Origin of the sequence: Streptomyces sp. NPDC059371 (assembly GCF_042751995.1) — a bacterium.
Taxonomy (GTDB): Bacteria; Actinomycetota; Actinomycetes; order Streptomycetales; family Streptomycetaceae; genus Streptomyces.
Map to the genome: position 1 here is coordinate 46255 of NZ_JBHYXD010000040.1, position 22046 is coordinate 68300.

Consider the following 22046-nt stretch of genomic DNA (forward strand, 5'->3'; position numbering starts at 1 on the left):
GCCCCGGGCGCTCTCGGCCCCCCCCCCCCCCGGGGGCTGTCTGGGGGCGCCCCGCGGCCCCCTCCGCGCCGGGGGCGGGGGGGGGCCCCCGCGCCCCCCCCCCGCGGCGGGCATGGCCGGCCGGACCGGGGGCAGGTTCCGCCGTACGGCGGCTCCCGGTCCGGGAGCACGGCGCCCGATCATGGGATCCGGGAGCCGCCGTGCTCGGTGCGAGGAGACGTCATGCTGTTGGTACCGCCCCCGTTCGACCCCGAACTGGATGCCGCCCTGGCGGCGGCCGGGCCCTCCGCGCCGTCCGGGCCGACCCTGGCGGACATCGCCGCCCTGCGCGCCGTACAGCAAGCCGCCGTACCCGCGTACGACCTCACCGACGGCGGCGCCTTCACGACCACGGACCTGACGGTGCCGGGGCCGCCGGGCGCCCCCGACATCTCGCTGTTCGTCATCCGGCCCCTGGCGCCCGCCGAGCACGGGCCGCGCCCGGTGATCTACCACTCCCACGGCGGCGGAATGGTCCTCGGCACCAGCCGGGCCGGGGCGGAGGTCGTCCTGGAGTGGGCGAGGGAGCTGGACGCGGTCGTGGTGTCCGTGGAGTACCGGCTGGCACCCGAGCACCCGTACCCGGCCGGGGTGGAGGACGTCTACGCCGGTCTGCTGTGGACGGCGCGGCACGCCGGGGAGCTCGGCGGCGATCCGGAGCGGATCGTGATCGCGGGCGCCAGCGCGGGCGGGGGCCTCACCGCGGCGCTCGCCCTGCTGGCCCGGGACCGTGAGGGGCCGCGGCCGCTGGGGCAGGTCCTGATGTACCCGATGCTCGACGACCGCAACGACAGTCCGTCCGCGCACCAGATGGCGGGCGTCGGCGCCTGGGACCGTACGGCCAACGAGACCGCGTGGACCGCCGTGCTGGGCGATGCCCGGGGTGGCCCGGACGTGCCCGCCTACGCCGCCCCGGCTCGTGCCTCGGACCTCTCCGGGCTGCCCCCGGCCCTCCTCGACGTCGGCTCCGCGGAGACCTTCCGGGACGAGGTCGTCGACTACGCGTCGCGGATCTGGCGGGCGGGCGGCGTGGCCGAACTGCATGTGTGGCCCGGGGGCTTCCACGGCTTCGACGCCTTCGCCCCGCACGCCGAGCTCGCCCGGGCCGCCCGCGCCGCCCGGCTCGCCTGGCTGCGCAGGCTCCTGGCGCGCTGACGGCCGGAACCCGCCGCGCCCGTGGACCGTTCAGACGGGCAGCAGGCGGCCGATCAGCGCGCTGAGCTGCTGGGCGTTGCGGCACTCGTGCATCTCCACGAGGTCGGCGTAGGCGAGAGCGGCCGAGTCGCCCGTCCCCCACTGCGAGCGTGCCTCGGGGTTCAGCCAGTACAGACGGCGGGACTGCCGGGAGAGCTGCCGCACGGCGGGCAGGTTGGGGTCGCTCATGTTCGTCCGAGCGTCGCCGAGGACGAAGACGGTCGTCCGGGAGCCGACCGCGCCGGTGTACCGCTCGGCGAACTCGCCGAGGGCGACGCCGTAGTCGCTGCTGCCGTGCCAGCCCGTGATCGCCGCCTCGGCGCGGATCCGGGCGCTCAGCCCCTCGGGGTCGGCGGCGCCCGGCCCGATCAGACCGGTCACCTCGTCGACCCGGTTGACGAAGGCGAACACCCGCACCTTGCTGAACTGGTCGTGCAGCGCCTGCACGAGCAGCATCGTGAAGTCCGAGAAGCCCGACACCGATCCCGACACATCGCACAGCAGCACCAGTTCGGGCCGCACGGGGCGGCGTCTGCGCAGCACGGGGCGCATCGGCACCCCGCCCGTGGACAGCGATCCGCGCAGGGTGCGCCGCAGGTCGATGGTGCCGCGGTGCGCGCGGCGGCGGCGCGCGGCGAGGCGGGTGGCCAGTTTGCGGGCGAGCGGCTGCACGGCCTTGCGCAGTTCGGCGAGCCGGTCCCGGCCGGCGAACAGGAAGTCGACGCGGTCGGCGGTCGGGGCCACCGCGCGCCGGGCGATCTCGTCACGGTCGCGCCGCTCGGCGATCCGCCGCCGCGCCTCCGACGCGACCTGCCGGCGGAACACCTCGATACGCCGGCGGATCTCGTCCTCGAGCAGCCGGTCGGTGAACCCCGCCGCGCCGCCCCCCGCGCGGACGGTGTCCCGCACACGGGCCAGCAGCGTCTGCGGCCGGAGCCGGTCGAGGGTCTGGTACGACGACCAGCCGTCCGTCGCCGTCGTACCGCCGTAGCCGCCGAACCCGTCGACGGCCTCGATCGCCAACTGCCCCATGAGCGCCTGGTCGTCGGCGGCCAGGGCGGCCGCCAGGCGCTCGCGCAGCTCGTCCCGGTCCGCGGGCGCCGAGCCGTCCGGCCCGCCCACACCCCGCGGAAAGTACACGTCGAAGACGGGGTCGAACACCCGGCGCTGTCCCGGGTTGTGGAGGAGGGTGGCGGCCAGGCCCTCGCGCAGCCGGTCACGGTCGGCGAAGCCCAGTGCCGCCACCGCCCGCGCGGCGTCCACGGTCTCGCCGGTGCCGATCCGCACGCCGTGCGAGCGCAGTGCGCCGACGAGTCCGGTCAGCCGGTCCGCGGCGCCGTCCGCCGCCACGGCACCGTCCGTCGGCACGGCGGCGTTCACACAGCGCCCAGGTCTAGCTTGGCCGCGGCCTTCAGTACGTCGTCCTGGTGCTTGAGGATCACGCCGAGGCTGTCGCGTACAACGTTCTCGTCCAGGGTGGCTGCGCCCAGCGCGAGCAGGGTGCGGGCCCAGTCGATGGTCTCGGCGACGGAGGGAGCCTTCCGCAGGTCCATCTCCCGCAGCGCCCCGACGACCCGGACGACGGACTCGGTGAGCGCCTCGTCGAGTCCTGGCACCTTCAGCCGTACGATCCTGCGCTCCAGCTCCTCGTCGGGGAAGCCGATGTGGAGGAAGAGGCAGCGGCGGCGCAGGGCCTCGGACAGTTCACGGCTCGCGTTCGAGGTGAGCACCACGAAGGGGCGGCTGGTCGCCGTGATCGTGCCCAGCTCGGGAACGGTGACCTGGAAGTCACTGAGCACTTCGAGCAGCAGGCCCTCGACCTCGATGTCGGCCTTGTCGGTCTCGTCGATCAGCAGGACCTTCGGATCGTCGCCGCGGATGGCGGTCAGCAGCGGACGCGGCAGCAGGAACTCCTCGGAGAAGATGTCCGTGCGCGTCTCGTCCCACGTCTCGTCCCGGCCCGCGGTGATGCGCAGAAGCTGCTTGGCGTGGTTCCACTCGTACAACGCCCGTGACTCGTCCACGCCTTCGTAGCACTGGAGGCGGACGAGCCGGGCTCCGGCGACCTGGGCGACGGCCTTGGCGAGTTCGGTCTTGCCGACGCCCGCGGGGCCCTCCACCAGGAGAGGTTTGCCGAGCCGGTCCGCCAGGAAGACCGTGGTGGCGACCGCGGGCGACGCCAGATAGCCCGTGTCGGCGAGGCGTGCCGAGACGTCGTCGACGGATGTGAACAGCAACGGGGCCTCCAGCACGCGCGAACGAGGTCGGAGTCACTATCTAAGCGCTTGTTCACCCTCGCTGTCACGTGTGACGACCCCCACGGGCAGCGGCGCCCGGCCCGAGCGGCGCCTTCGGGACAGGGCTCCGGAGACCGGCCCCGGCTAGGAGACCCGCAGGACGATCTTGCCCCGCCGGTGCTCGCGTGCGAGGGCCGCGTAGGCGCCCGGGGCGCTTTCCAGGGGAAGGATCCGGTCGACCTGCGGGATCAGCCGGCCCGCCTCGACGAGTGCCGTCAGCTCCTCCAGACCGGCACGGTCCGGCTCGACCACGAAGAACACCGCGCGGGCGTCGGCCCCCTCCGGCGGCGCGGGCGGCTCGACGACGCCGACCAGGACTCCGCCCGGGCGCAGCACCTGCCAGGACCGGGCCAGTGTGTCCCCTCCGACGGTGTCGAAGACGACGTCCACGTCCTTGACCTCGTCCTCGAAGCGCTGCCCGGCGTAGTCGATCACGGTCTCGGCGCCCAGGCCCGCCACGAAGTCCGCGTTCCCGGCCGAGGCGGTGGCCGTCACCTCGGCCCCCAGCGCGGCGGCGACCTGGACGGCGAGCGAGCCCACGCCGCCCGCGCCGCCGTGCACCAGCACGCGCGCTCCGGCCGTGACGCCGGCGTGGTCGACGAGGCCCTGCCATGCGGTGAGGCCCGCGAGCGGCAGCGCGGCCGTCCGTTCGTGGTCGAGGGACCCGGGCTTCGCGGCGAGCACCGCCGCGGGAACGGTCACGTACTCGGCGGCCGCTCCGTCCCTGGTGAAGGGAATCAGTCCGTAGACCGCCTCGCCGGGCCTGAAGTCCGTCACGCCGTGGCCGAGCTCGGCGACGACGCCGGAGACCTCTTTGGACGGCACGGCCGGCAGTCGGGGGCTGCCGCCGTCGAAGCCGTCGGTCCAGGTCGCGTCCCAGTCCAGTTCCCCCGGCGTGATGGACGCCGCCCGCACCTCGACCAGCACGTCACCGTGACCGGGGACCGGTTTCGGCGCGTCCTCGTAGATCAGTTCCCCGGGACCGCCCCGCCGATGACCGCGTACCGCCCGCATCGTGCCCTTCATCCGGCGCCTCCTCGTCGGGACGGCACAAGGCCGCCGTCGAGTCGGTCCCGTCGGTTCTTCGGGTCCGGCACGGACCGGCCGCTCTTTCACGATAGTTCCGGGACGGGTGGCTTTCCTGCCGGGCGGCACAGAGGTCTGGCCCGTCACCACGGGGGGAGCGACGGGCCAGACCCTGGGTCCACGGTGCCATGCCCGGACCGTGTCGCGCAGTACGTTCGCGAAGTCCCGCGCGACGATCTCGTACGGAGATCCCGTACGGGAGTCCCGTACCGGCGGTCAGTCCCTGAGGCGGTCTATCTGGCGGATCTTGTTGGTCGCGTCCAGCGCGGCGACCTTGTAGGACTCGGCGAGCGTCGGGTAGTTGAAGACGGCGTCGACCAGGTAGTCGACCGTTCCGCCGCAGCCCATGACGGACTGGCCGATGTGGATGAGCTCCGTCGCTCCGGTGCCGAAGCAGTGGACGCCGAGGAGTTTCCGGTCCTCGGGCGAGACCAGCAGCTTCAGCATGCCGTGCGAGTCGCCGATGATCTGCCCCCGGGCCAGTTCGCGGTAGCGGGATACGCCCACCTCGAACGGCACGCAGTCCTCGGTGAGCTGGTCCTCGGTCCGGCCGATGAAGCTGATCTCCGGGATGGTGTAGATGCCGATCGGCTGGAGGTCGTGCATCCGGTTCACCGGCTCACCGCAGGCGTGGTACGCCGCCGACCGGCCCTGTTCCATCGAGGTGGCCGCGAGCGCCGGGAAGCCGATGACGTCACCGACGGCGTATATGTGCGGCACCTCGGTGCGGTAGTGCTCGTCGACCTTGATCCGCCCGCGCGGATCGGCGGACAACCCCGCCTTGCCGAGGTCGAGTTCGTCGGTGAGGCCCTGTCGCCCCGCCGAGTACATGACCGCGTCGGCGGGTATCTTCTTGCCGCTCTCCAGAACCGTGAGCGTGCCCCGGGAGTGCCGCTCCACGGCGGCGACGGTCTCGCCGAACCGGAAGGTGACGGCGAGGTCCCGCAGGTGGTACTTCAGCGACTCGATCACCTCGACGTCGCAGAAGTCGAGCATCGCGGACCGCTTCTCGACCACCGTGATCTTGGAGCCGAGGGCGGCGAACATGGAGGCGTACTCCATGCCGATCACTCCGGCGCCGACGATGACCATGGAACGCGGCACCTGCTCCAGGTTCAGGACGTTGTCCGAGTCCATGATCGTCCGCCCGTCGAACTCGACGGTGCCGGGCCGCGCGGGACGCGTGCCCGTGGCGATGACGATGTGGTCGGCGCTCAACCGCTTCTCGTTGCCGTTCGCCTCGACCAGGGCGACCGTGTGGTCGTCCACGAAGCGGCCGACGCCGGCGAACAGGGACACGTGGTTGCGCGAGAGCTGGCTGCGGATGACGTCCACCTCGCGGCTGACCACGTGCTCGGTGCGAGCGGTCAGATCGGCGACGGTGATGTCCTCCTTCAGCCGGTAACTCTGGCCGTACAGATCCCGCTGGCTGAGGCCGCTGAGATACAGGACCGCCTCGCGCAGCGTCTTGGAGGGGATGGTTCCGGTGTGGATGGAGACCCCGCCGACCATGTCGGGGCGGTCGATGACGGCGACCCGACGGCCGAGCTTCGCCGCTGCGATGGCGGCTTTCTGTCCACCCGGGCCGGATCCGATGACAAGCATGTCGAAGTCGCGCACCAGCGGAGTCTGTCAGCCCGGGACCGCTTCCCGGAAGGGCGAACGGTGGATCGGTCGCCCGAGTGACGGATGAAGCGCCGGGTCGCGGCGCCGGCGCGGCCGGGCCGAGCCCGGACGGCCGCCTGACGGTGTTTCAGCGCAGGGAAGGGACAGGCCGGGAGACGAGGACTCGGTGGCGGGCCACGGCGTACCGGAACAGGACACGGAACGCTCCCCAGTGGGCTACATTCAGTAATCCTTGGCATCGGCGCCTCCGGGGGTGAGGTCGCGTCGAGGAGAATCCCGGAGCGGCGAATGCATCAGTCCCACCTTTCCGCACCGCCGACCGCGCCCACCCAGGGGGGACTTGCCGACAGCCTCCGCGCAACGGCGCTCAACACCCCCGATCTGCCACAGCTCGCCCGCCGCGCGGAAGGCCGCTCGGGCGGCTGGGTCCAGGTGACGGCCGCCGAGCTGTGGGACGAAGTCGTCGACGTGGCCCGGGGGTTCGTCCGGTCCGGCATCCGGCCGGGCGACCGTGTGGCCATCATGGCGCGCACCCGTTACGAGTGGACGGTGCTCAGCTATGCCCTGTGGTCGGTGGGCGCCGAGATCGTGCCGGTCTACCCGACGTCGTCGCACGAACAGGTCGCCTGGATCCTGCGGGACGCGCACTGCGTGGGCGTGGTGGTCGAGGACGAACAGGGCATCATGACGGTCGGTTCGGCGTGCGCCGCGCTCCCGTTCCTGCGCCACGTCTGGCAGTTGGACGCGGGGGCGGTGGCCCAGCTCGTGGAGCGCGGCCGGGCGATACCCGCGACCGCGGTCGACTCGCTGCGCCGGATCGTGCTGGCCGACTCGACCGCGGTCGTCGCGTACACCTCCGGCACGACGGGACAGCCCAAGGGGTGTGCCCTGTCCCACCGCAGCCTGGCGAGCCCCTGCGACACGCTGCTCGAGGGCTGGAGGCGGACGGCGGCCCCGCCGGACACACAGCCGGCCGTGCTCGCCTTCCTGCCCTTCTCCCACGCCTACGGACTGATGATCCAGGGAATTTGCCTGCGCGGCGGCATCCTGATGGGACACGAACCGGATCTGCGGGAGGAGACCCTCTCCGAGGCCATGCTCTCGTTCCGGCCGACCTATCTGTACGCGGTCCCGTCCGTGTTCGAGAGGATCTACAAGAACTTCGTGCGGGCGTCCCAACGGGCGGGCCGTAGCGTGCTGTTCGAGCGTGCCGTGCGCACGGCGCAGGACTTCGCCAGGGCCGAGGAGCAACAGCGGCTCGGCACGGGACCGGGCCCCGGTTTCGATCTGCGGCTCCAGCACTCCCTCTACGAGAAGACGGTGTACAAGCGGCTGCGCGCCGCTCTCGGCGGACGGGTGTGCGGCGCCGTCTCGGGCGGCTCCCCGCTGAGCCGTGAACTCGCCCTGTTCTTCGCGGGGATCGGCATCTTCGTCCACGACGGATACGGACTCACCGAGACCAGCGGAGGCATCACCGCCCAGCCGGTCGGACGGGAGAAGTTCGGGACCGTCGGACGTCCCTTGCCGGGCACGGAGATCCAGGTGTCCGACGACGGGGAGATCCTCGTGTGGGGGCCCTCCGTGTTCCAGGGCTACATCAACGACGCGGCGGCGACCGCGGCCTCGTTCCGCGACGGCTGGCTGGCGACCGGGGACATCGGCCGGGTCGACTCCGAGGGCTATCTGACCATCACCGGGCGCAAGAAGGACATCATCATCACCAGCGGGGGCAAGAGCGTGGCCCCCGCGGCGCTGGAGGAACGGCTGCGGGTCCATCCGCTCATCCATCAGGCTGCCGTCGTGGGCGACAACAGGCCCTGTGTGGGCGCTCTCATCACCCTGGACCCGGAGTTCGTGACGCACTGGCGCGCCGCCCGGGCCAAGGGGGAGACACCGGCCCGGGACGCGCGCGAGGAGAACGAGCTGCGCGAGGAGGTCAGACGCGCGGTGGCGGCGGCCAACTCCACCGTGTCCCGCTCCGAGTCCATCCGGGTCTTCCGTGTCCTCCCGGAACCCTTCGACATGTCCAACGGGCTGCTGACACCGTCGCTGAAGCTGCGCCGGGACGCGATCGCCCAGCGGTACGCGGCCGAGATCGAGGCGATGTACCAGACCTCGACGCGGGTGCCGCGGGAGGCGATGATCGGTGATCCGTCGATCCTGGACGACTCCGACAACGTGTTCCGGTGACCGGGCTCCCCGGAACCGAACTCCCGGTGCACCGGCTCCGATTCACCGAACTCCTGGTGACCGGGTCTCCGGAACCGAACTCCCGGTGCACCGGCTCCGATTCACCGGACTCCTGGTGACCGGGCTGCCGGAGACCGGGCTCTCCGGGACCGGGCTCCCCTGGACCGGGTTCCCGGGGACCGGCCGAAGCGCCTCCTGCTTCCTCAGCCGGGGCCGCCGACCGGGGCAGGGGGCCGGGTGCGGGGCAACCGCAGGGTGAACACCGAGCCGGTGCCGACCTCGCTGGTGACGGAGACGGTTCCGGCGTGGGCGGCGACCAGCTGACGCACGATGGCGAGGCCCAGGCCACTGCCGCCGGTGCGCCGGCTGCGGGACTTCTCCGCCCGCCAGAACCGGTCGAAGACGCTGTCCAGATCCCCGGGAGCGATGCCGCCGCCGGTGTCGGCGACCGCGAACACGACCTCGTCCTCCTCGCGGTGTGCGGAGAGGGTGACCGTGCCGCCGGGCGGGGTGTGCCGGGTCGCGTTGGACACCAGATTGCCAAGCGCCTGACGCATCCGTACGGGGTCCGCGTCCAGCCAGGGCGTGCCGGCCACCTCGGCCACCAGCCGGATGCCGGCGGCCTCCGCTCCCACGCGGTGTGCCGCGGCGACCTGTTCGAGGAGTTCGCCGGCGCGCACCTCCTCGCGGTGCAGCCGCAGCGCGCCCGCGTCGGCGGCCGCGAGGTCCTGGAGATCGTCGATGACACGCTGCAGGACCACGGCCTCCTCGTGCAGGGAGGCGAGCAGTTCCCTGTCGGGGTCCACGATGCCGTCGCGGGCCACCTCCAGCCAGCCCCGGATGTTGGTGAGCGGAGTGCGCAGTTCGTGCGCGATGTCGCTGACCATCGCCTTGCGCTGGGCCTCCATCCGCTCGCGGCGCTCGGTCAGTTCGTTGAAGGCGAGCGCCAGGACGCCGGTCTCGTCCCGGGTGGTGACGGGCACGCGTACGTGCCGCTCCGGCGGTTGCCGCGCGGCCTGGGTCAGCGCGCGCAGGGGGCGTACGAGCCGGGTGGCGACCAGCGCGGTCACGGCCACCGTGAGGGCGAGGACGAGTCCGGCGACACCGAACACCTTGGCCTTGTTGGCGGCCGACATGTCGAAGCGGGGAACGGGCGTGTCCCCCGTGCCGAGGAAGAGTTCGGCGACCGGAGCGACGTAGGGCTGGAGTTGACCGCGCCGGGCCTCGGCGACGCAGGCGTTCGCCGTACGGGCGAGAGGTCCGTCCTGGTCGACGGGTCTCTTCCCCGTCAGATAGGGGACGGCGGTGGCGCCGCTCACGGCCTCCAGCGGCAGCGCCACGGAGTGGTCGAGGTGCACCTGGTGCCGGTCCAGACAGGTGCGGGTGAGTGCCGACAGCGCGTCCAGGGCCTTCTCTTCGGTCGGGGTGGGGGTGTTGAGCAGGCCGTCGGCGCATTCGTTCGGCACGTAGCCGGGGTCGATCGTCCCGTCCACGCCCTTCAACACGGTCCGGCCGCTGGGCATCCGCTCCGTGCGGGTGCGAACGCCGTTGCGGGAGAAGCAGAGTTGGCGCACGGTGGCGAGCTTGGCCACCCTCAGACGCTCGTTCGTGGTCAGCCGGTACGGGCCCACGGCACGCGGGTCGACCCCGGTGAGCTGCGCTCCGCGTTCCGTGTAGGTGTCGGTGCGCAGCGGGTCGACGGTGGCGGCGGCCCGGGGCGGCAGCGAGGTCCCGCGGGTCGCCGAGTCCGCGAAGGGGGCGCGGTCGCCCGCGGTCAGGGCGATGCGCCGGCCCGTCCGCAGCGAGATCGCGCGCAGTGTCCCGGTGACTCCGGACCAGTCGGAGTGGGTGGCCGCGTATCCGCTGAGCTGCCGCAGGATGTCCATGTCTTCGGCGAGCACCTGGCCCTGCTCCTCCTGGATGGCCCGGGTGGTGGTCTGCACCGCGAGCCAGGCGGTCGCGGCCACGGAGCACAGGGCGATGAGCACGGACGTGATCAGCAGCTTCACCAGCAGGCTCTTGCGCAGCGGCACGGCGCGGCTCACGGCCGGTCGCCCCTGAGCTTGTACCCGACGCCGAAGACGGTCACCAGACGCGTCGGTCTGCGCGGGTCCGCCTCGGTCTTCTTGCGCAGGTTCATGATGTGCACGTCGATGGCCCGCTCGGTCGAGGCCCGGTCGATGCCCCGGGTGTGGTGCAGCAACTGCCGCCGGGAGAAGACCCGTTCGGGCTCGCCGGCCATCGCGAGCAGGATCGCGTACTCGCCGGGGGTGCAGTCCACCGGCGAGCCGTCGCACAGCACCGTGTGCCGCAGCGGGTCCACCACGATCCCCGCTGCCCTGACGACCGGGTCGGGCCGCCGTTCGCCCGCGGCCCGTCCGCCGCGCCGCAGTACCGCACGGATACGGGCCATGAGCTCGCGCGGGCTGTACGGCTTGGTCATGTAGTCGTCCGCGCCGAGCTCCAGGCCGAGCAGGACGTCGTCCTCGGTGGAGCGGGCGGTCAGCATCAGGACGGGGATGTCGTCGTTCTCCCGCAGCACCCGGCACACTCCGAAGCCGTCGACCACCGGGAGCATCAGGTCCAGGACGACAAGGTCGGGCCGGTTCCGGCGGACCTCGTCGAGCGCTGCCGCGCCGTCGTGGACCACGGCCGCCGTATGCCCCTCACTCAGCAGCGAACGGCGTATCAGCTCCGCCTGCTTCTCGTCGTCCTCCGCGACCAGCACATATGCGCACACGCGGCCGATCGTAGGGGCTGCCGGCCGTGCCGCGGCCGGTGAGAGGGGCTTCCCACACCCTGACACCTTCCTGACAACCTTCCAGGACACTGCGGGCAAGTCCGGGGGCGGGCCGAGGGGACCACGCGACAGCCCTCGGACCTTGCGGTTGCCCTTGCGGTTGCGGTTGCGGTTGCGGTTGCGGTTGCGGTTGCGGTTGCGGTCAGCGTGCCAGGGAGGCGGCGTCGCCCATGACCACGACGGGGTGCCGGGCCGGGTCCAGTGCGCGCATCAGCTCCACCAGGTCCTTCTCGCGCAGGCCGACGCATCCGTGGGTGGGGCCGCCGTGGTCGACGTGCAGCCATATGCCACCGCCGCGGCCGGCGCCCAGCGGCCGGGTCCAGTCCAGGGGCGTGGTGCCGGGCCTGCGGTTGTAGTCGACAGCGACCACGTAGTCGAAGGCGCCGGCCAACGGCTCGCCGTCGAAGCCGGTGCCGGGCGAGGTGAAGGCGCCCGAGCGGTCGTACGGGAGCCGGGTGCCGGGGTCGGGCCGCAGCCCGCCCGCGTCCGTCAGGGTGAAGACGCCTGTCGGGGAACGCAGGTCGCCGGAGCGGTGGTGGTCGGTCCAGCCCTTGAGGGCGTTGCGCGCGGGCCGGCTCGGGCCTGCCGTCCAGCCCGCCTCGGTACGCTCGTACAGCACCACGGTGGACCGCGAGGAGTTCCTGCCGCTGCCGGTCACCACGACGGCCTGACGGGTCCGCGACGGGATCGCGGCCAGGGTCCTCGGGCCCAGTCCCGGCAGTCGCCCGGGGGGCGCCGTGCCCGAGTCGGACGGCGCCGGCGCGTGCGTCGCCCCGACGTGACGCGCCGGAGCGCCGCCGGCTCCGGGGCCGGCCTTCTCGGCCGTGCCGCCGCCGCAGCCGGCGAGCAGGAAGGACGCGGCGACGATCGCCGCGCGAACTCGGTGTGCGGAGTTGATCATGCCTCGACCCTGGCCGACACATATGAGGAACTCGTCAGGTGATCCACGGTTCGCCGCGTACCCGGGATGCGCCGGATCACCGGCGCGGCGCCCTGCCAAGGTGCCATCGGATCACCCTGATCCGCCGTGACGCGTCACCTCAGGTCTGACGCACCCGTTCCGGCGGGGCGACGGCCTCCCGCGAGTTCACCCAGCCCAGCAGGGTCACCGAGACGACCGCGGCGCACGCGCACCACGTGGAGACGAACTCCAGCTCCCACAGGGACCAGCAGATCACCGCGCCCGCCCCGGTCAGGAAGCCGAGCAGCACCAGCCCGCGGTCGCCGGAGATCAGCAGCGCTCCGACGGTGGCGAGGAGGTAGCCCCCGATGACCAGTTCGGGCCGGGGCAGATCGATGACGTAACCCATGGTGTGGCCGCGGATCTCGGCCCTGACGGGACGGACGGCCATGGCGTGCGCGAGGGCGGCCGCGGTCGCGACTCCGGCCGCGAGCGGGAGCAGCAGCCGGCGCCGGTCGCGGCTCGGCACCGCGCACAGCACGCCCGCCGGCACCCACACGGCCAGCAGCGGAAGGGCGATCACGGCCCAGGCCACGGTGGCGGGCCCCGTACCCCCACCGGCGTCCCAGACGCGGGCCTCGACGATCTGGTGGGCACCGAGCAGCAACGGCAGCGCGGCCAGCGGGAGATCCGTCCGGCGCCGCGCCCGGATCACGCAGGCCGCCCCGACCGCGGCGACCCCGGCACCGGCCGCCAGATCGGCCGTCGCACTCCAGCACATCGCGCCCCCCGAATCGGCCGTCGCGGCTTCCGTAGACCCACGTCCACGCTACGACGCCACGGCCGCGCTCCTCCCTCCGGCCTGCCGTCAGGACCCTCCACGGCACGGCACTTCCTGAAGTTTCAACAAAGGTATCCCTACGGTCCGATACGCCCCTGTGCGACGGCCGCGAAGAGTGATTGGGTGGGCCCGGCCATGCCAACCGACACGTAGGAGAGCTCCGCAACCATGAGCACCCCGTACACCTTCGAATACAAGGTCGTCACGTTCCGTGAATCGCTGATCGGCGACGCTCTGGACAGCGACAAGCTGGAAAAGGTCCTGAACAAGCATGCCGAGGACGGGTGGGCGCTCAAGGCGATCACGGCCGCGGACGTCAAGGGCCGCATAGGCCCCGGCGCCGTGGAGGGCCTGCTCCTCACCCTGGAACGCCCGCGCGTCTGACGGTCGCGTGGTGCGCGCGGCGCCGAAGCGGGAGATGCTGTGGGTGATGGGACAGCGGATCCGCAGGTGCTGCTGACGCCGTCGGGGGCCTTCCGGTACGGAGGGCCTCTCACGGCTGAACTCACGCCCGGGAGCCCCACGAGGGCCCCGCACCCCGCGAGACCGCTGTCGGCCGATCGCGTCAGGACGGGCGGCGATGAAGAGCGACGAAACTCTCGACACCGGTGTCGTCACCAGCAAGGCGGTCTTCGGCGCGCCGTGCTGGGTCAGTCTCACCACCCGCGACCTGAGCGCCGCCCAGAGCTTCTACACCGCGGTGCTGGGCTGGAGGTGGGCCTCGGGCACCCGGATGGGTGAGCAGTACCGCGTCGCCAGTGTCAGCGGGGTTCCGGTCGCGGGGGTCGCGGAGGTCGATTTCGTGGCGAAGACGGCGGTCGCCTGGACCGCGCTCTTCGCCGTCGCCTCCGCCGACGAGACCGTCGCGCGCAGCCAGGAGCGCGGCGGCACGACCGCGGTGGGCCCGATCTCGCTGCCGCCCGGCCGGGCCGCGCTGCTGGCCGACCGGGACGGCGCGGTCTTCGGGATCTGGGAGGGCGACCTGGTGTCCGGCTGGGAACGCTGGCGCAACGCGGCCCCCTCGTTCATCCGTCTGCACACCCGCGACGCCTTCGACGCCGCCATCTTCTACGGCGAGGTGCTCGGCTGGGCCTCCTCCGTCCCGGGCTGCTGCGAGGTCGACTACGAGGAGAACGAGGTCGTCCTGCGCAGCTTCGGCGACGTGGTGGCCCGGATCCACTCCGGCGCCCTGGGCGCGGCCCCCGACCCGAGCCTGCGGCCGCACTGGCAGATCCACTTCGCGGTCGACGACGTGGAGGCCTGCGTCCGCGCGGCGCGCGCCCACGGCGGCGCCGCGCACCAGCAGGGCATCGGCTCGGTGGAGGCCCTCATCATCGACCCCGACGGGGCCCGCTTCTCGGTGACGTCCCGGACCGCCGGATGACGCGCCGGACCACACGCTCACGACCGCCCCACGGCGAACCCGCCCCGCATCCGGCGCGCCGGATTACGCCGTTCGGGCTCCAATAGAGGATGACGGGATACCACCGGTACGACAGGCGCCGCCGGCCTCGCGGTCCAGGCGGCGACCCGATGGAGGTCCGCGATGCCCACTGCTCTCCGGCTCCTGCACGCGCTCTCCCCCGAACACCGTGATCGGCTGATGAGCGTGGCCCGCGAGGTGTCCTTCCCCGCGGACGGGCCGATCTTCGAGGAGGGAGGCACCGCCGACCGCTTCTGGGTGGTCCGCTCGGGAACGGTCTCGCTGTACCAGCGGGTCATCGCCGACCGGCGGATCACCGTCGCCCAGCTCGGGCCCGGCGACCTGCTCGGCTGGTCGTGGCTGTTCCGTCCGCACACCTGGGATTTCGGTGCCGAGGCCTTCAGCCCGGTGCGGGCCTACGAGTTCGACGCCGCCGAGGTGCGGACGCTCTGCGACCAGGATCCGACGCTGGAGCTGTCGCTGACGCGGACGATCGGCGCGATCCTGGCCCACCGTCTCGAAACGACCCGGACGGCGCTCATCGAGCACTACGCGCGCCGCGGGGGCAGCGGCTGAGTGCGGGGGCGGCGTGGCCGAGTGCACGCGGCGTGGTGGCGGGTGCGCGGCATGACGGCGGGTACGCGGCGCGGGGGCAGGTACACGGCGTGGTGCGGGTACGCGGCGTCCCTGAGTGCGTCCGGCGTGATCGCGCGCACGTGGCGCGGTCATGGGGTCCTGCCCATTGTCGGACCCGGCTGCGACAGTGATCTCTTATGAACGACATCCTCGCTTCCCCGGACGGACCGGACTCCTTCGCGCTCCTGCCGGGAGCGGTCCACTCGCCCGTGATCCTGCACGTGCCGCACTCCTCCAGGGAGATTCCCGCGCCGGTCCGTGCGGGCATCCTCCTCGACGATCCGGCGCTGGAGAGCGAGTTGGACCACATCACCGACGCGCACACCGCCGAACTGGCCTCGGACGCGGCCGAGGCGGCCGGGCTGACACCGTGGCGGTTCGTCAACCGGCTGTCCCGGCTGGTCGTCGATCCCGAGCGTTTCCCGGACGAGCGCGAGGAGATGCTCGCGGTCGGGATGGGCGCCGTCTATACACGGACGACGCACCGGGCGCCGCTGCGCCCCGCGGACACCGATCCCCGGCCGTTGATCGAGCGCTACTTCCACTCCTACGCGCGGGCGATGACGGCAGCGGTGAGCGACCGGCTGGCCGCCACCGGGCGGGCCGTGATCATCGACGTCCACTCGTATCCGACGGCCCGGCTGCCCTACGAACTGCACGGGGACGGGCCGCGGCCGCCGGTCTGCCTGGGGACCGACTCCTTCCACACGCCGCCGGAGCTGGTCGCGCTCGCGGAGAAGGCGTTCGCGGGGCTCGGCGGAGTGGGGATCGACAGCCCGTTCTCGGGCGCGTACGTCCCCTTGCGGTACTACGAACGGGAGCCGGGGGTCACGGCGCTGATGGTGGAGATCCGGCGGGACACGTACATGAAGGAGCCGGGAGGCCCGGTGGGTCCCGGGTTCACGCGCCTGGCCGCAGCCCTGACCGCGCTCGTGGACGCGGTGGACGAGTGGACCCGGAGCGCCGACACCTTGGGCGGGTAGAGCGGCGGGCCTCGCACCCCGGCGGGGTGACCAGGGAGCGCGGGGCCGGCCCGGTGGACAGGGGGCGCCGGGCGGGCGGCTGGCCAGGGAGCCCGGGGCACCCTAGGGTCGGGGTGAGCAAGCGCTCAGACACCGCCTCAGGGAGGGCACAGGACCATGCCGGTCGTCGACGCGTGGATGCAGCACCCCACTCTCCGCCACTCCAACCACGAGATGTTCGAGTCCCTGCGCCGCTGGACCGGGATGAGGACGCTGGAGGAGGAGCTGCCGGTCGAGGTCACCCTGGCCGCGCTGGCGAAGGCCGGGGTGGACACCGGCCTGGCCTCGGCCTGGTACGGACCTCAGGGCGCCCTGATCACCAACGACGAGGTCGCCGGATTCGTGGCCCGGTCGGAGGGACGGCTGCGCGGGGTGGCGGGCGCCGACCTCACCCGTCCCGTCGCCGCGGTGCGCGAACTCCGGCGGGCCGTCGAGGAGCTGGGCTTCGTGGCCCTGCGGATCATCCCGTGGCTGTGGCAACTGCCGCCCACCGACCGGCTCTACTACCCGCTGTACACCGCCTGCGCCGAACTCGGCGTCCCGTTCTGCACCCAGGTCGGGCACACCGGACCGCTGCGCCCCTCCGAGACCGGCCGCCCCATCCCGTACATCGACCAGGTCGCGCTCGACTTCCCCGAACTGACCATCGTCTGCGGGCACATCGGCTATCCGTGGACCACGGAGATGATCGCGGTCGCCGACAAGCACGCCAACGTGTACATCGACACCAGCGCCTACACCAGCCGCCGCTATCCCCCGGAGCTGGTCGCGTATCTGCGCGGCCGGGGTCGGCGGAAGGTCCTGTTCGGCTCCAACTACCCCATGATCGAGCCGAGTCGGGCCCTGGAGCACCTCGACGAGCTGGGCCTGGACGAGGAGACCACCGCGCTGTTCCTGTCGGGCAACGCCCGGCGCGTCTTCCGTCTGGGCGATCATTCGTAGATGCTGGGCCCCGACCAGCGTTCGACCCCGAGGTGAGGGCAGCCCGGCCATGGCTCTGCAGTTCAGCGCGACCAACCCGGAGCATCCCGCGCTCCTGCTCGAACTGCCGTGGCACCTGCCCCTGGAGGAGTGGCCCGAGCACCATCTGGTGCCGCTGCCGCGCGGCATCTCCCGGCACGTCGTGCGCTACGCGCGCGCCGGGGACGAGGTGGTGGCCGTCAAGGAACTCGCCGAACGGCCCGCGGTGCGCGAGTACGAACTGCTGCTGGGCCTGGACCGGCTCGGGATACCGGCGGTCGACCCGCTCGCCGTGGTCACCGGCCGCACGGACGCGGCCGGCGAGCCCCTGGAGTCGGTGCTGATCACCCGGCACCTGGGCGGCTCACTGCCGTACCGGTCGATGTTCGAGACGACCATGCGGCCCGCCACCATGCACCGGCTGATGGACGCGCTGGCCGTCCTGCTGGTGCGGCTGCACCTGGCCGGCTTCGCCTGGGGCGACTGCTCACTGTCCAACACGCTGTTCCGGCGCGACGCGGGAGCCTACGCCGCGTATCTGGTGGACGCCGAGACCGGTGAACTGCACCCGCGGCTCAGCACCGGCCAGCGCGAGTACGACCTCGATCTCGCCCGGGTGAACATCAGCGGCGAACTCCTCGACCTGGAGGCCGCGGGCGCCCTGCATCCCTCGGTGGACCCGATCGCGTTCGGCCGGGAGATCTGCGCCCGCCACCGGAGCCTGTGGGAGGAGCTGACCCGCACCTCCGTCTACCCGGCGGGCAAGTACCACTACATCGACCGCCGCATACGCCGGCTCAACGACCTCGGTTTCGACGTCGCCGAGATGCACATCGCGAGCTCGTCCAACGGCGACACCGTCACGTTCGTGCCCAAGGTCGTCGACGCGGGCCACCACCAGCGCCAATTGCTGCGGCTGACCGGACTCGACACGGAGGAGAACCAGGCCCGCAGGCTCCTGAACGACCTGGAGAGCTGGATGGCCACCCAGGACGACTACGCGCCGGGCCCTTCCGCGCCCGGATCCTCGGCCCCGGACGCCTCGGCCGCGGGCACCCGGCCCGGTCCGGGTGCGGGGCGCCCGCGTGCGGCGCGGCCCGAGGTGCTCGCCCACCGCTGGGTGCGGGACGTGTTCCGGCCGACGGTACGGGCGGTGCCCCCGGACCTGCGCGGCTCCATGGACCCGGCCGAGCTGTACCACGAGCTGCTCGAACACCGCTGGTTCCTGTCCGAGCGCGCCCAGCACGACATCGGCCTGGACGCGGCCGTGCAGGACTACGTCAAGAGCATCCTCCCGAAGGCCCGCGACCCCCTGCCGGCCCCCATGGACGCGGCGGAGCCGGCGGGCGCGTAGCCGGTTCCCGAGCAAAGGTGACCGATCGTACATACGATTGGCTCTGTACCGGCCCCGCGGCCCCCCGGGCGTCCACTCGGCCGGAACGCAACTGACCTGCTCGGGGTGGGAGAGGTATGACCCAGGCCGCCAGTCCGGCGCGGACCGTCATTCTGACCGTCGACGACGACCCCGGAGTCTCGCGAGCCGTCGCCCGTGACCTCCGGCGCCGTTACGGCGAGGGCCACCGGATCGTGCGCGCCGAGTCCGGCGACTCCGCGCTGGAGGCCCTGCGCGAGCTGAAGCTGCGCGGTGACCAGGTGGCGGTCATCCTCGCCGACTACCGCATGCCGCAGATGAACGGCATCGAGTTCCTGGAACAGGCCCTCGACGTGTACCCGGGCGCCCGCCGGGTGCTGCTGACCGCGTACGCGGACACCAACGCGGCCATCGACGCGATCAACGTGATCGACCTCGACCACTACCTGCTCAAGCCCTGGGATCCGCCGGAGGAGAAGCTCTACCCGGTCGTCGACGACCTCCTGGACGCGTGGCGGGCCAGCGACTACCGGCCCGTGGGCGCCTGCAAGGTGGTCGGGCACCGGTGGTCGGCCCGCTCCTCGGGCGTGCGGGAGTTCCTGGCCCGCAACCAGGTGCCCTATCGCTGGTACTCCTCCGACACTCCGGAGGGACAGCGCCTGCTGAGCGCCGCCGGACAGAACGGTGACCGGCTGCCGCTGGTGGTCACCCCGGACGGCACGCCGCTCGTCGAACCCGAGGACCCCGAGATCGCGGCGCACGTCGGGCTCGCCACGACACCGACCTCGGAGTTCTACGACCTCGTCGTCATCGGCGGCGGTCCGGCCGGGCTCGGGGCGGCCGTGTACGGCGCGTCCGAGGGGCTGCGCACCGTGCTCGTGGAGCGGTCCGCGACCGGCGGACAGGCGGGCCAGAGTTCACGGATCGAGAACTACCTCGGCTTCCCCGACGGAGTCTCCGGGGGACAGCTCACCGACCGGGCGCGGCGGCAGGCGGCCAAGTTCGGCGCCGAGATCCTCACCGCGCGTGAGGTGACCGGACTGGAGGTCACCGGGGCCTCGCGCACGATCCGCTTCTCCGACGGCTCCGCGATCTCCGCGCACGCGGTGATCCTCGCGACCGGTGTCTCGTACCGCCAGCTCCACGCTCCGGGCATCGCCGAGCTGACGGGCTGCGGCGTCTTCTACGGCTCGGCTCTGACCGAGGCCGCCGCCTGCCAGGGCCACGACGTGTACATCGTGGGCGGCGCGAACTCTGCGGGCCAGGCGGCGATGTATCTGGCCCGGGGCGCGAAGTCCGTGACCATCCTGGTGCGCGGCTCCTCGCTGACCGCCTCGATGTCGCACTACCTGATCGAGCAGATCTCGGACGCGCCGAACATCTCGGTGCGCACCGGTACGGTCGTGGACTCCGCGCACGGCGACGGCCATCTCGAACAGCTCACCCTGCGCGATGTGGAGAGCGGTCACACCGAACTCGTCGACGCGCAGTGGATGTTCGTGTTCATCGGCGCGGCCCCGCTCACCGACTGGCTGGAGGGCACGGTCCTGCGGGACGCCCGCGGCTTCATCGTGGCGGGCCCGGACATGACACCCGATGGGCAGCCCCCGCGCGGCTGGGAGCTGGACCGGCCCCCGTACCACCTGGAAACCAATGTGCCCGGAGTGTTCGTGGCCGGGGACGCGCGCGCCGAGTCGGCGAAGCGGGTCGCGTCCGCGGTCGGAGAGGGAGCCATGGCCGTCATGCTCGTCCACCGTTATCTGGAGCAGTCGTGAGCGGGCGGTCGGTGCCGTGCGACGCGGCGGAACTGGGCACGCTGTTCCTGTTCGAGAAGCTCGACGGCGACCAGTTGGACCGGCTGTGCCGGGAGGGCAGGACGGAGCAGTTCGACCCCGGGCCGGTGTACACCGAGGGTGATCCGGCCACCTGCTTCTACGTGCTCCTGGAGGGCACGGTCGTGATGTCGCGCCGGGTCGGCGCGGACGACGTGGAGATCAGCCGCACGTCGAAGCGCGGGGTGTACGCGGGAGCGATGCAGGCGTATCTCAGCGACCCGGGCGACGCTCAGTACAAGGGTTCCATGCGGGTCACCGAGCCGTCCCGGTTCTTCGTCCTGCCCGCGGCGACGTTCGCCGCCATCCTGCGGGACTGGTTCCCGATGGCCGTCCATCTGCTGGAGGGCATGTTCTTCGGCAGCCAGAACGCCCAGCGCACCGTCGGGCAGCGTGAGCGGCTGCTGGCACTCGGCTCACTGTCGGCCGGGCTCACGCACGAGCTCAACAACCCGGCCGCGGCGGCCGTGCGAGCCACCTCGGCGCTGCGTGACCGGGTGGCCCACATGCGTCAGAAGCTGGGGATGATCGCCTCGGGACCGTACGCGCGCGACGCTCTGGAGACGCTGGTCGAGATCCAGGAGCGGACCGCCGAACAGGTCGCCAAGGCCACCCCGCTGACCCCGCTGGAGGCCTCCGACCGGGAGGACGCGCTCGCCGACTGGCTCGACGACCACGACATCGCGGGCGGCTGGCAGCTCGCCCCGACCTTCGTCCAGGCGGGTCTCGACACCGACTGGCTGGACCAGGTCGCGGCGGCCGTGGACGGGCCGACTCTCGAAGGCGCGGTCCGGTGGCTCAACTACACGGTCGAGACCGAGCTGCTGATGAACGAGATCGAGGACTCCACCACCCGTATCTCGCATCTCGTGGACGCGGCCAAGCAGTACTCGCAGATGGACCGCGCGCCCTACCAGGTGGCCGACGTGCACGATCTGCTCGACAGCACCCTGATGATGCTCGCCGGCAAGATGGGCTCCGGCATCAAGGTCGTCAAGGAGTACGACCGGGCGCTGCCCCGGATCCCCTCCTATCCGGGTGAGCTGAACCAGGTGTGGACCAACCTCATCGACAACGCCGCCTCCGCGATGGCCGGCGAGGGGACGCTGACGGTGCGCACCGCTCCCGACGGCGACGATGTGCTCGTCGAGTTCCGCGACACGGGCCCCGGAGTGCCCGAGGAGATCCGCGACCGGATCTTCGACCCGTTCTTCACCACCAAGCCGGTGGGCGAGGGGACCGGGCTCGGCCTGGACATCTCCTGGCGGATCGTCGTCAACAAGCACCACGGCAGTCTGATGGTCCAGTCGGTGCCCGGCGACACCCGCTTCCAGGTACGCCTGCCCCTGACCGCCGCGGATACCACCGCGGAAACCACGGAGGAGCCATCATGACCACGCCGAACGGAATCGACCCGTCCGTACCGCCGAGCGGCACCGGCTGCACCGAGTGCGACGCCGCCGGCGGATGGTGGTTCCATCTGCGGCGCTGCGCCCAGTGCGGGCACGTCGGCTGCTGCGACGACTCCCCGGCCAAACACGCCACCGCGCACGCGCGCGGCACCGCGCATCCCGTCATCCAGAGCTTCGAGCCGGGCGAGAACTGGTTCTGGGACTACGACACCTCGGAGCTCTACGAGGCCGGTCCCGAGCTCGCTCCCCCGGTGAGCCACCCGCTCGACCAGCCCGTGCCCGGCCCCGCCGGCCGGGTTCCCGGCAACTGGGCCGAGCTACTGCGCTGAAGTCCCGGGGGGGGGCCCCCCCCCGGCCCCGCCCCCCCCCCCGCACGCCGAGGTGGGGGGGGAGAACGACCCCGGCGGCGCGGGGC

General features: G+C 72.3%; 19 protein-coding genes. 11 read left to right on the forward strand and 8 right to left on the reverse strand.

All coding sequences use genetic code 11. The features are described 5' to 3' along the window. Positions 1 to 222 precede the first annotated feature (222 nt). Positions 223 to 1194 carry an alpha/beta hydrolase gene (locus ACFXGX_RS22715; protein WP_384794178.1) on the forward strand — a complete coding sequence of 324 codons (972 nt, stop codon included), beginning with the start codon at positions 223 to 225 and terminating at the stop codon, positions 1192 to 1194. A 30-nt stretch (positions 1195 to 1224) separates the two neighbouring features. Here the strand turns inward: ACFXGX_RS22715 and ACFXGX_RS22720 are convergent, their stop codons facing one another. The 4 genes from ACFXGX_RS22720 to sthA form a co-directional block, all read right to left on the reverse strand. Continuing rightward, on the reverse strand, positions 1225 to 2613 hold the full coding sequence (locus ACFXGX_RS22720) for a VWA domain-containing protein (RefSeq protein ID WP_384794181.1): 1389 nt from the start codon (positions 2611 to 2613) through the stop codon (positions 1225 to 1227). After that, on the reverse strand, positions 2610 to 3467 hold the full coding sequence (locus ACFXGX_RS22725) for an AAA family ATPase (protein WP_384794249.1): 858 nt from the start codon (positions 3465 to 3467) through the stop codon (positions 2610 to 2612). Before ACFXGX_RS22725 ends, ACFXGX_RS22720 begins: the two co-directional genes overlap by 4 nt. A gap of 147 nt (positions 3468 to 3614) precedes the next feature. Continuing rightward, positions 3615 to 4556 (reverse strand): NADP-dependent oxidoreductase, encoded by a 942-nt coding sequence (locus ACFXGX_RS22730; RefSeq protein ID WP_384794184.1) that lies wholly within the window; start codon positions 4554 to 4556, stop codon positions 3615 to 3617. Positions 4557 to 4832: 276 nt separating this feature from the next. Then, on the reverse strand, positions 4833 to 6236 hold the full coding sequence (gene sthA, locus ACFXGX_RS22735; RefSeq protein ID WP_384794187.1) for a Si-specific NAD(P)(+) transhydrogenase: 1404 nt from the start codon (positions 6234 to 6236) through the stop codon (positions 4833 to 4835). Between the two features lie 294 nt (positions 6237 to 6530). On the opposite strand from sthA, the gene ACFXGX_RS22740 reads away from it, so the two are divergent. Then, entirely contained in the window at positions 6531 to 8432 is a 1902-nt protein-coding gene (locus tag ACFXGX_RS22740) for an AMP-dependent synthetase/ligase (protein ID WP_384794190.1), read from the forward strand. 203 nt (positions 8433 to 8635) lie between these two features. Here ACFXGX_RS22740 and ACFXGX_RS22745 read toward each other — a convergent pair whose 3' ends face one another. The 4 genes from ACFXGX_RS22745 to ACFXGX_RS22760 form a co-directional block, all read right to left on the reverse strand. Continuing rightward, positions 8636 to 10477, reverse strand: coding sequence for a sensor histidine kinase (locus tag ACFXGX_RS22745; protein WP_384794192.1), 1842 nt, complete (start codon positions 10475 to 10477; stop codon positions 8636 to 8638). Beyond that, on the reverse strand, positions 10474 to 11172 hold the full coding sequence (locus tag ACFXGX_RS22750) for a response regulator transcription factor (RefSeq protein ID WP_384794195.1): 699 nt from the start codon (positions 11170 to 11172) through the stop codon (positions 10474 to 10476). Before ACFXGX_RS22750 ends, ACFXGX_RS22745 begins: the two co-directional genes overlap by 4 nt. Positions 11173 to 11374: 202 nt before the next feature. Further along, entirely contained in the window at positions 11375 to 12133 is a 759-nt protein-coding gene (locus ACFXGX_RS22755) for a L,D-transpeptidase family protein (protein ID WP_384794198.1), read from the reverse strand. Between the two features lie 139 nt (positions 12134 to 12272). After that, positions 12273 to 12914 carry a DUF6629 family protein gene (locus ACFXGX_RS22760; RefSeq protein WP_384794201.1) on the reverse strand — a complete coding sequence of 214 codons (642 nt, stop codon included), beginning with the start codon at positions 12912 to 12914 and terminating at the stop codon, positions 12273 to 12275. A gap of 228 nt (positions 12915 to 13142) precedes the next feature. Between ACFXGX_RS22760 and ACFXGX_RS22765 the strand changes: the two genes are divergently transcribed. The 9 genes from ACFXGX_RS22765 (at position 13143) to ACFXGX_RS22805 (ending at position 21960) form a co-directional block, all read left to right on the forward strand. Continuing rightward, positions 13143 to 13358 carry a DUF4177 domain-containing protein gene (locus ACFXGX_RS22765; RefSeq protein WP_103547584.1) on the forward strand — a complete coding sequence of 72 codons (216 nt, stop codon included), beginning with the start codon at positions 13143 to 13145 and terminating at the stop codon, positions 13356 to 13358. A gap of 196 nt (positions 13359 to 13554) precedes the next feature. Next, the gene (locus ACFXGX_RS22770) at positions 13555 to 14358 is read left to right on the forward strand and encodes a VOC family protein (RefSeq protein ID WP_384794205.1); all 804 of its coding nucleotides are present in this window, start codon (positions 13555 to 13557) and stop codon (positions 14356 to 14358) included. Between the two features lie 162 nt (positions 14359 to 14520). Then, positions 14521 to 14973: a cyclic nucleotide-binding domain-containing protein gene (locus ACFXGX_RS22775; RefSeq protein WP_384794207.1), complete on the forward strand. Its 453-nt coding sequence runs from the start codon at positions 14521 to 14523 to the stop codon at positions 14971 to 14973. 197 nt (positions 14974 to 15170) lie between these two features. Then, positions 15171 to 16016 (forward strand): N-formylglutamate amidohydrolase, encoded by an 846-nt coding sequence (locus ACFXGX_RS22780; protein ID WP_384794210.1) that lies wholly within the window; start codon positions 15171 to 15173, stop codon positions 16014 to 16016. A gap of 156 nt (positions 16017 to 16172) precedes the next feature. After that, positions 16173 to 16997, forward strand: coding sequence for an amidohydrolase family protein (locus tag ACFXGX_RS22785; protein WP_384794213.1), 825 nt, complete (start codon positions 16173 to 16175; stop codon positions 16995 to 16997). Positions 16998 to 17046: 49 nt separating this feature from the next. Next, entirely contained in the window at positions 17047 to 18369 is a 1323-nt protein-coding gene (locus ACFXGX_RS22790) for a DUF4032 domain-containing protein (protein WP_384794216.1), read from the forward strand. 116 nt (positions 18370 to 18485) lie between these two features. Next, positions 18486 to 20162, forward strand: a complete 1677-nt coding sequence (locus ACFXGX_RS22795; protein ID WP_384794219.1) for an FAD-dependent oxidoreductase — start codon at positions 18486 to 18488, stop codon at positions 20160 to 20162. Beyond that, positions 20159 to 21613, forward strand: coding sequence for an ATP-binding protein (locus ACFXGX_RS22800; RefSeq protein ID WP_384794222.1), 1455 nt, complete (start codon positions 20159 to 20161; stop codon positions 21611 to 21613). Before ACFXGX_RS22795 ends, ACFXGX_RS22800 begins: the two co-directional genes overlap by 4 nt. Then, positions 21610 to 21960 (forward strand): UBP-type zinc finger domain-containing protein, encoded by a 351-nt coding sequence (locus ACFXGX_RS22805; RefSeq protein WP_384794225.1) that lies wholly within the window; start codon positions 21610 to 21612, stop codon positions 21958 to 21960. The genes ACFXGX_RS22800 and ACFXGX_RS22805 overlap by 4 nt, the downstream gene beginning before the upstream one ends. Positions 21961 to 22046: the final 86 nt, after the last annotated feature.

What these genes read in the sequence shown, in the direction of transcription:
- ACFXGX_RS22755 (WP_384794198.1), bottom strand. Translation starts at nt 12,133, where the DNA reads ATGATCAACTCCGCACACCGAGTTCGCGCGGCGATCGTCGCCGCGTCC.
- ACFXGX_RS22795 (WP_384794219.1), top strand. Translation starts at nt 18,486, where the DNA reads ATGACCCAGGCCGCCAGTCCGGCGCGGACCGTCATTCTGACCGTCGAC.
- ACFXGX_RS22805 (WP_384794225.1), top strand. Translation starts at nt 21,610, where the DNA reads ATGACCACGCCGAACGGAATCGACCCGTCCGTACCGCCGAGCGGCACC.
- ACFXGX_RS22785 (WP_384794213.1), top strand. Translation starts at nt 16,173, where the DNA reads ATGCCGGTCGTCGACGCGTGGATGCAGCACCCCACTCTCCGCCACTCC.
- ACFXGX_RS22765 (WP_103547584.1), top strand. Translation starts at nt 13,143, where the DNA reads ATGAGCACCCCGTACACCTTCGAATACAAGGTCGTCACGTTCCGTGAA.
- ACFXGX_RS22740 (WP_384794190.1), top strand. Translation starts at nt 6,531, where the DNA reads ATGCATCAGTCCCACCTTTCCGCACCGCCGACCGCGCCCACCCAGGGG.
- ACFXGX_RS22790 (WP_384794216.1), top strand. Translation starts at nt 17,047, where the DNA reads ATGGCTCTGCAGTTCAGCGCGACCAACCCGGAGCATCCCGCGCTCCTG.
- ACFXGX_RS22775 (WP_384794207.1), top strand. Translation starts at nt 14,521, where the DNA reads ATGCCCACTGCTCTCCGGCTCCTGCACGCGCTCTCCCCCGAACACCGT.
- ACFXGX_RS22715 (WP_384794178.1), top strand. Translation starts at nt 223, where the DNA reads ATGCTGTTGGTACCGCCCCCGTTCGACCCCGAACTGGATGCCGCCCTG.
- ACFXGX_RS22730 (WP_384794184.1), bottom strand. Translation starts at nt 4,556, where the DNA reads ATGAAGGGCACGATGCGGGCGGTACGCGGTCATCGGCGGGGCGGTCCC.
- ACFXGX_RS22780 (WP_384794210.1), top strand. Translation starts at nt 15,171, where the DNA reads ATGAACGACATCCTCGCTTCCCCGGACGGACCGGACTCCTTCGCGCTC.
- ACFXGX_RS22760 (WP_384794201.1), bottom strand. Translation starts at nt 12,914, where the DNA reads ATGTGCTGGAGTGCGACGGCCGATCTGGCGGCCGGTGCCGGGGTCGCC.
- ACFXGX_RS22770 (WP_384794205.1), top strand. Translation starts at nt 13,555, where the DNA reads ATGAAGAGCGACGAAACTCTCGACACCGGTGTCGTCACCAGCAAGGCG.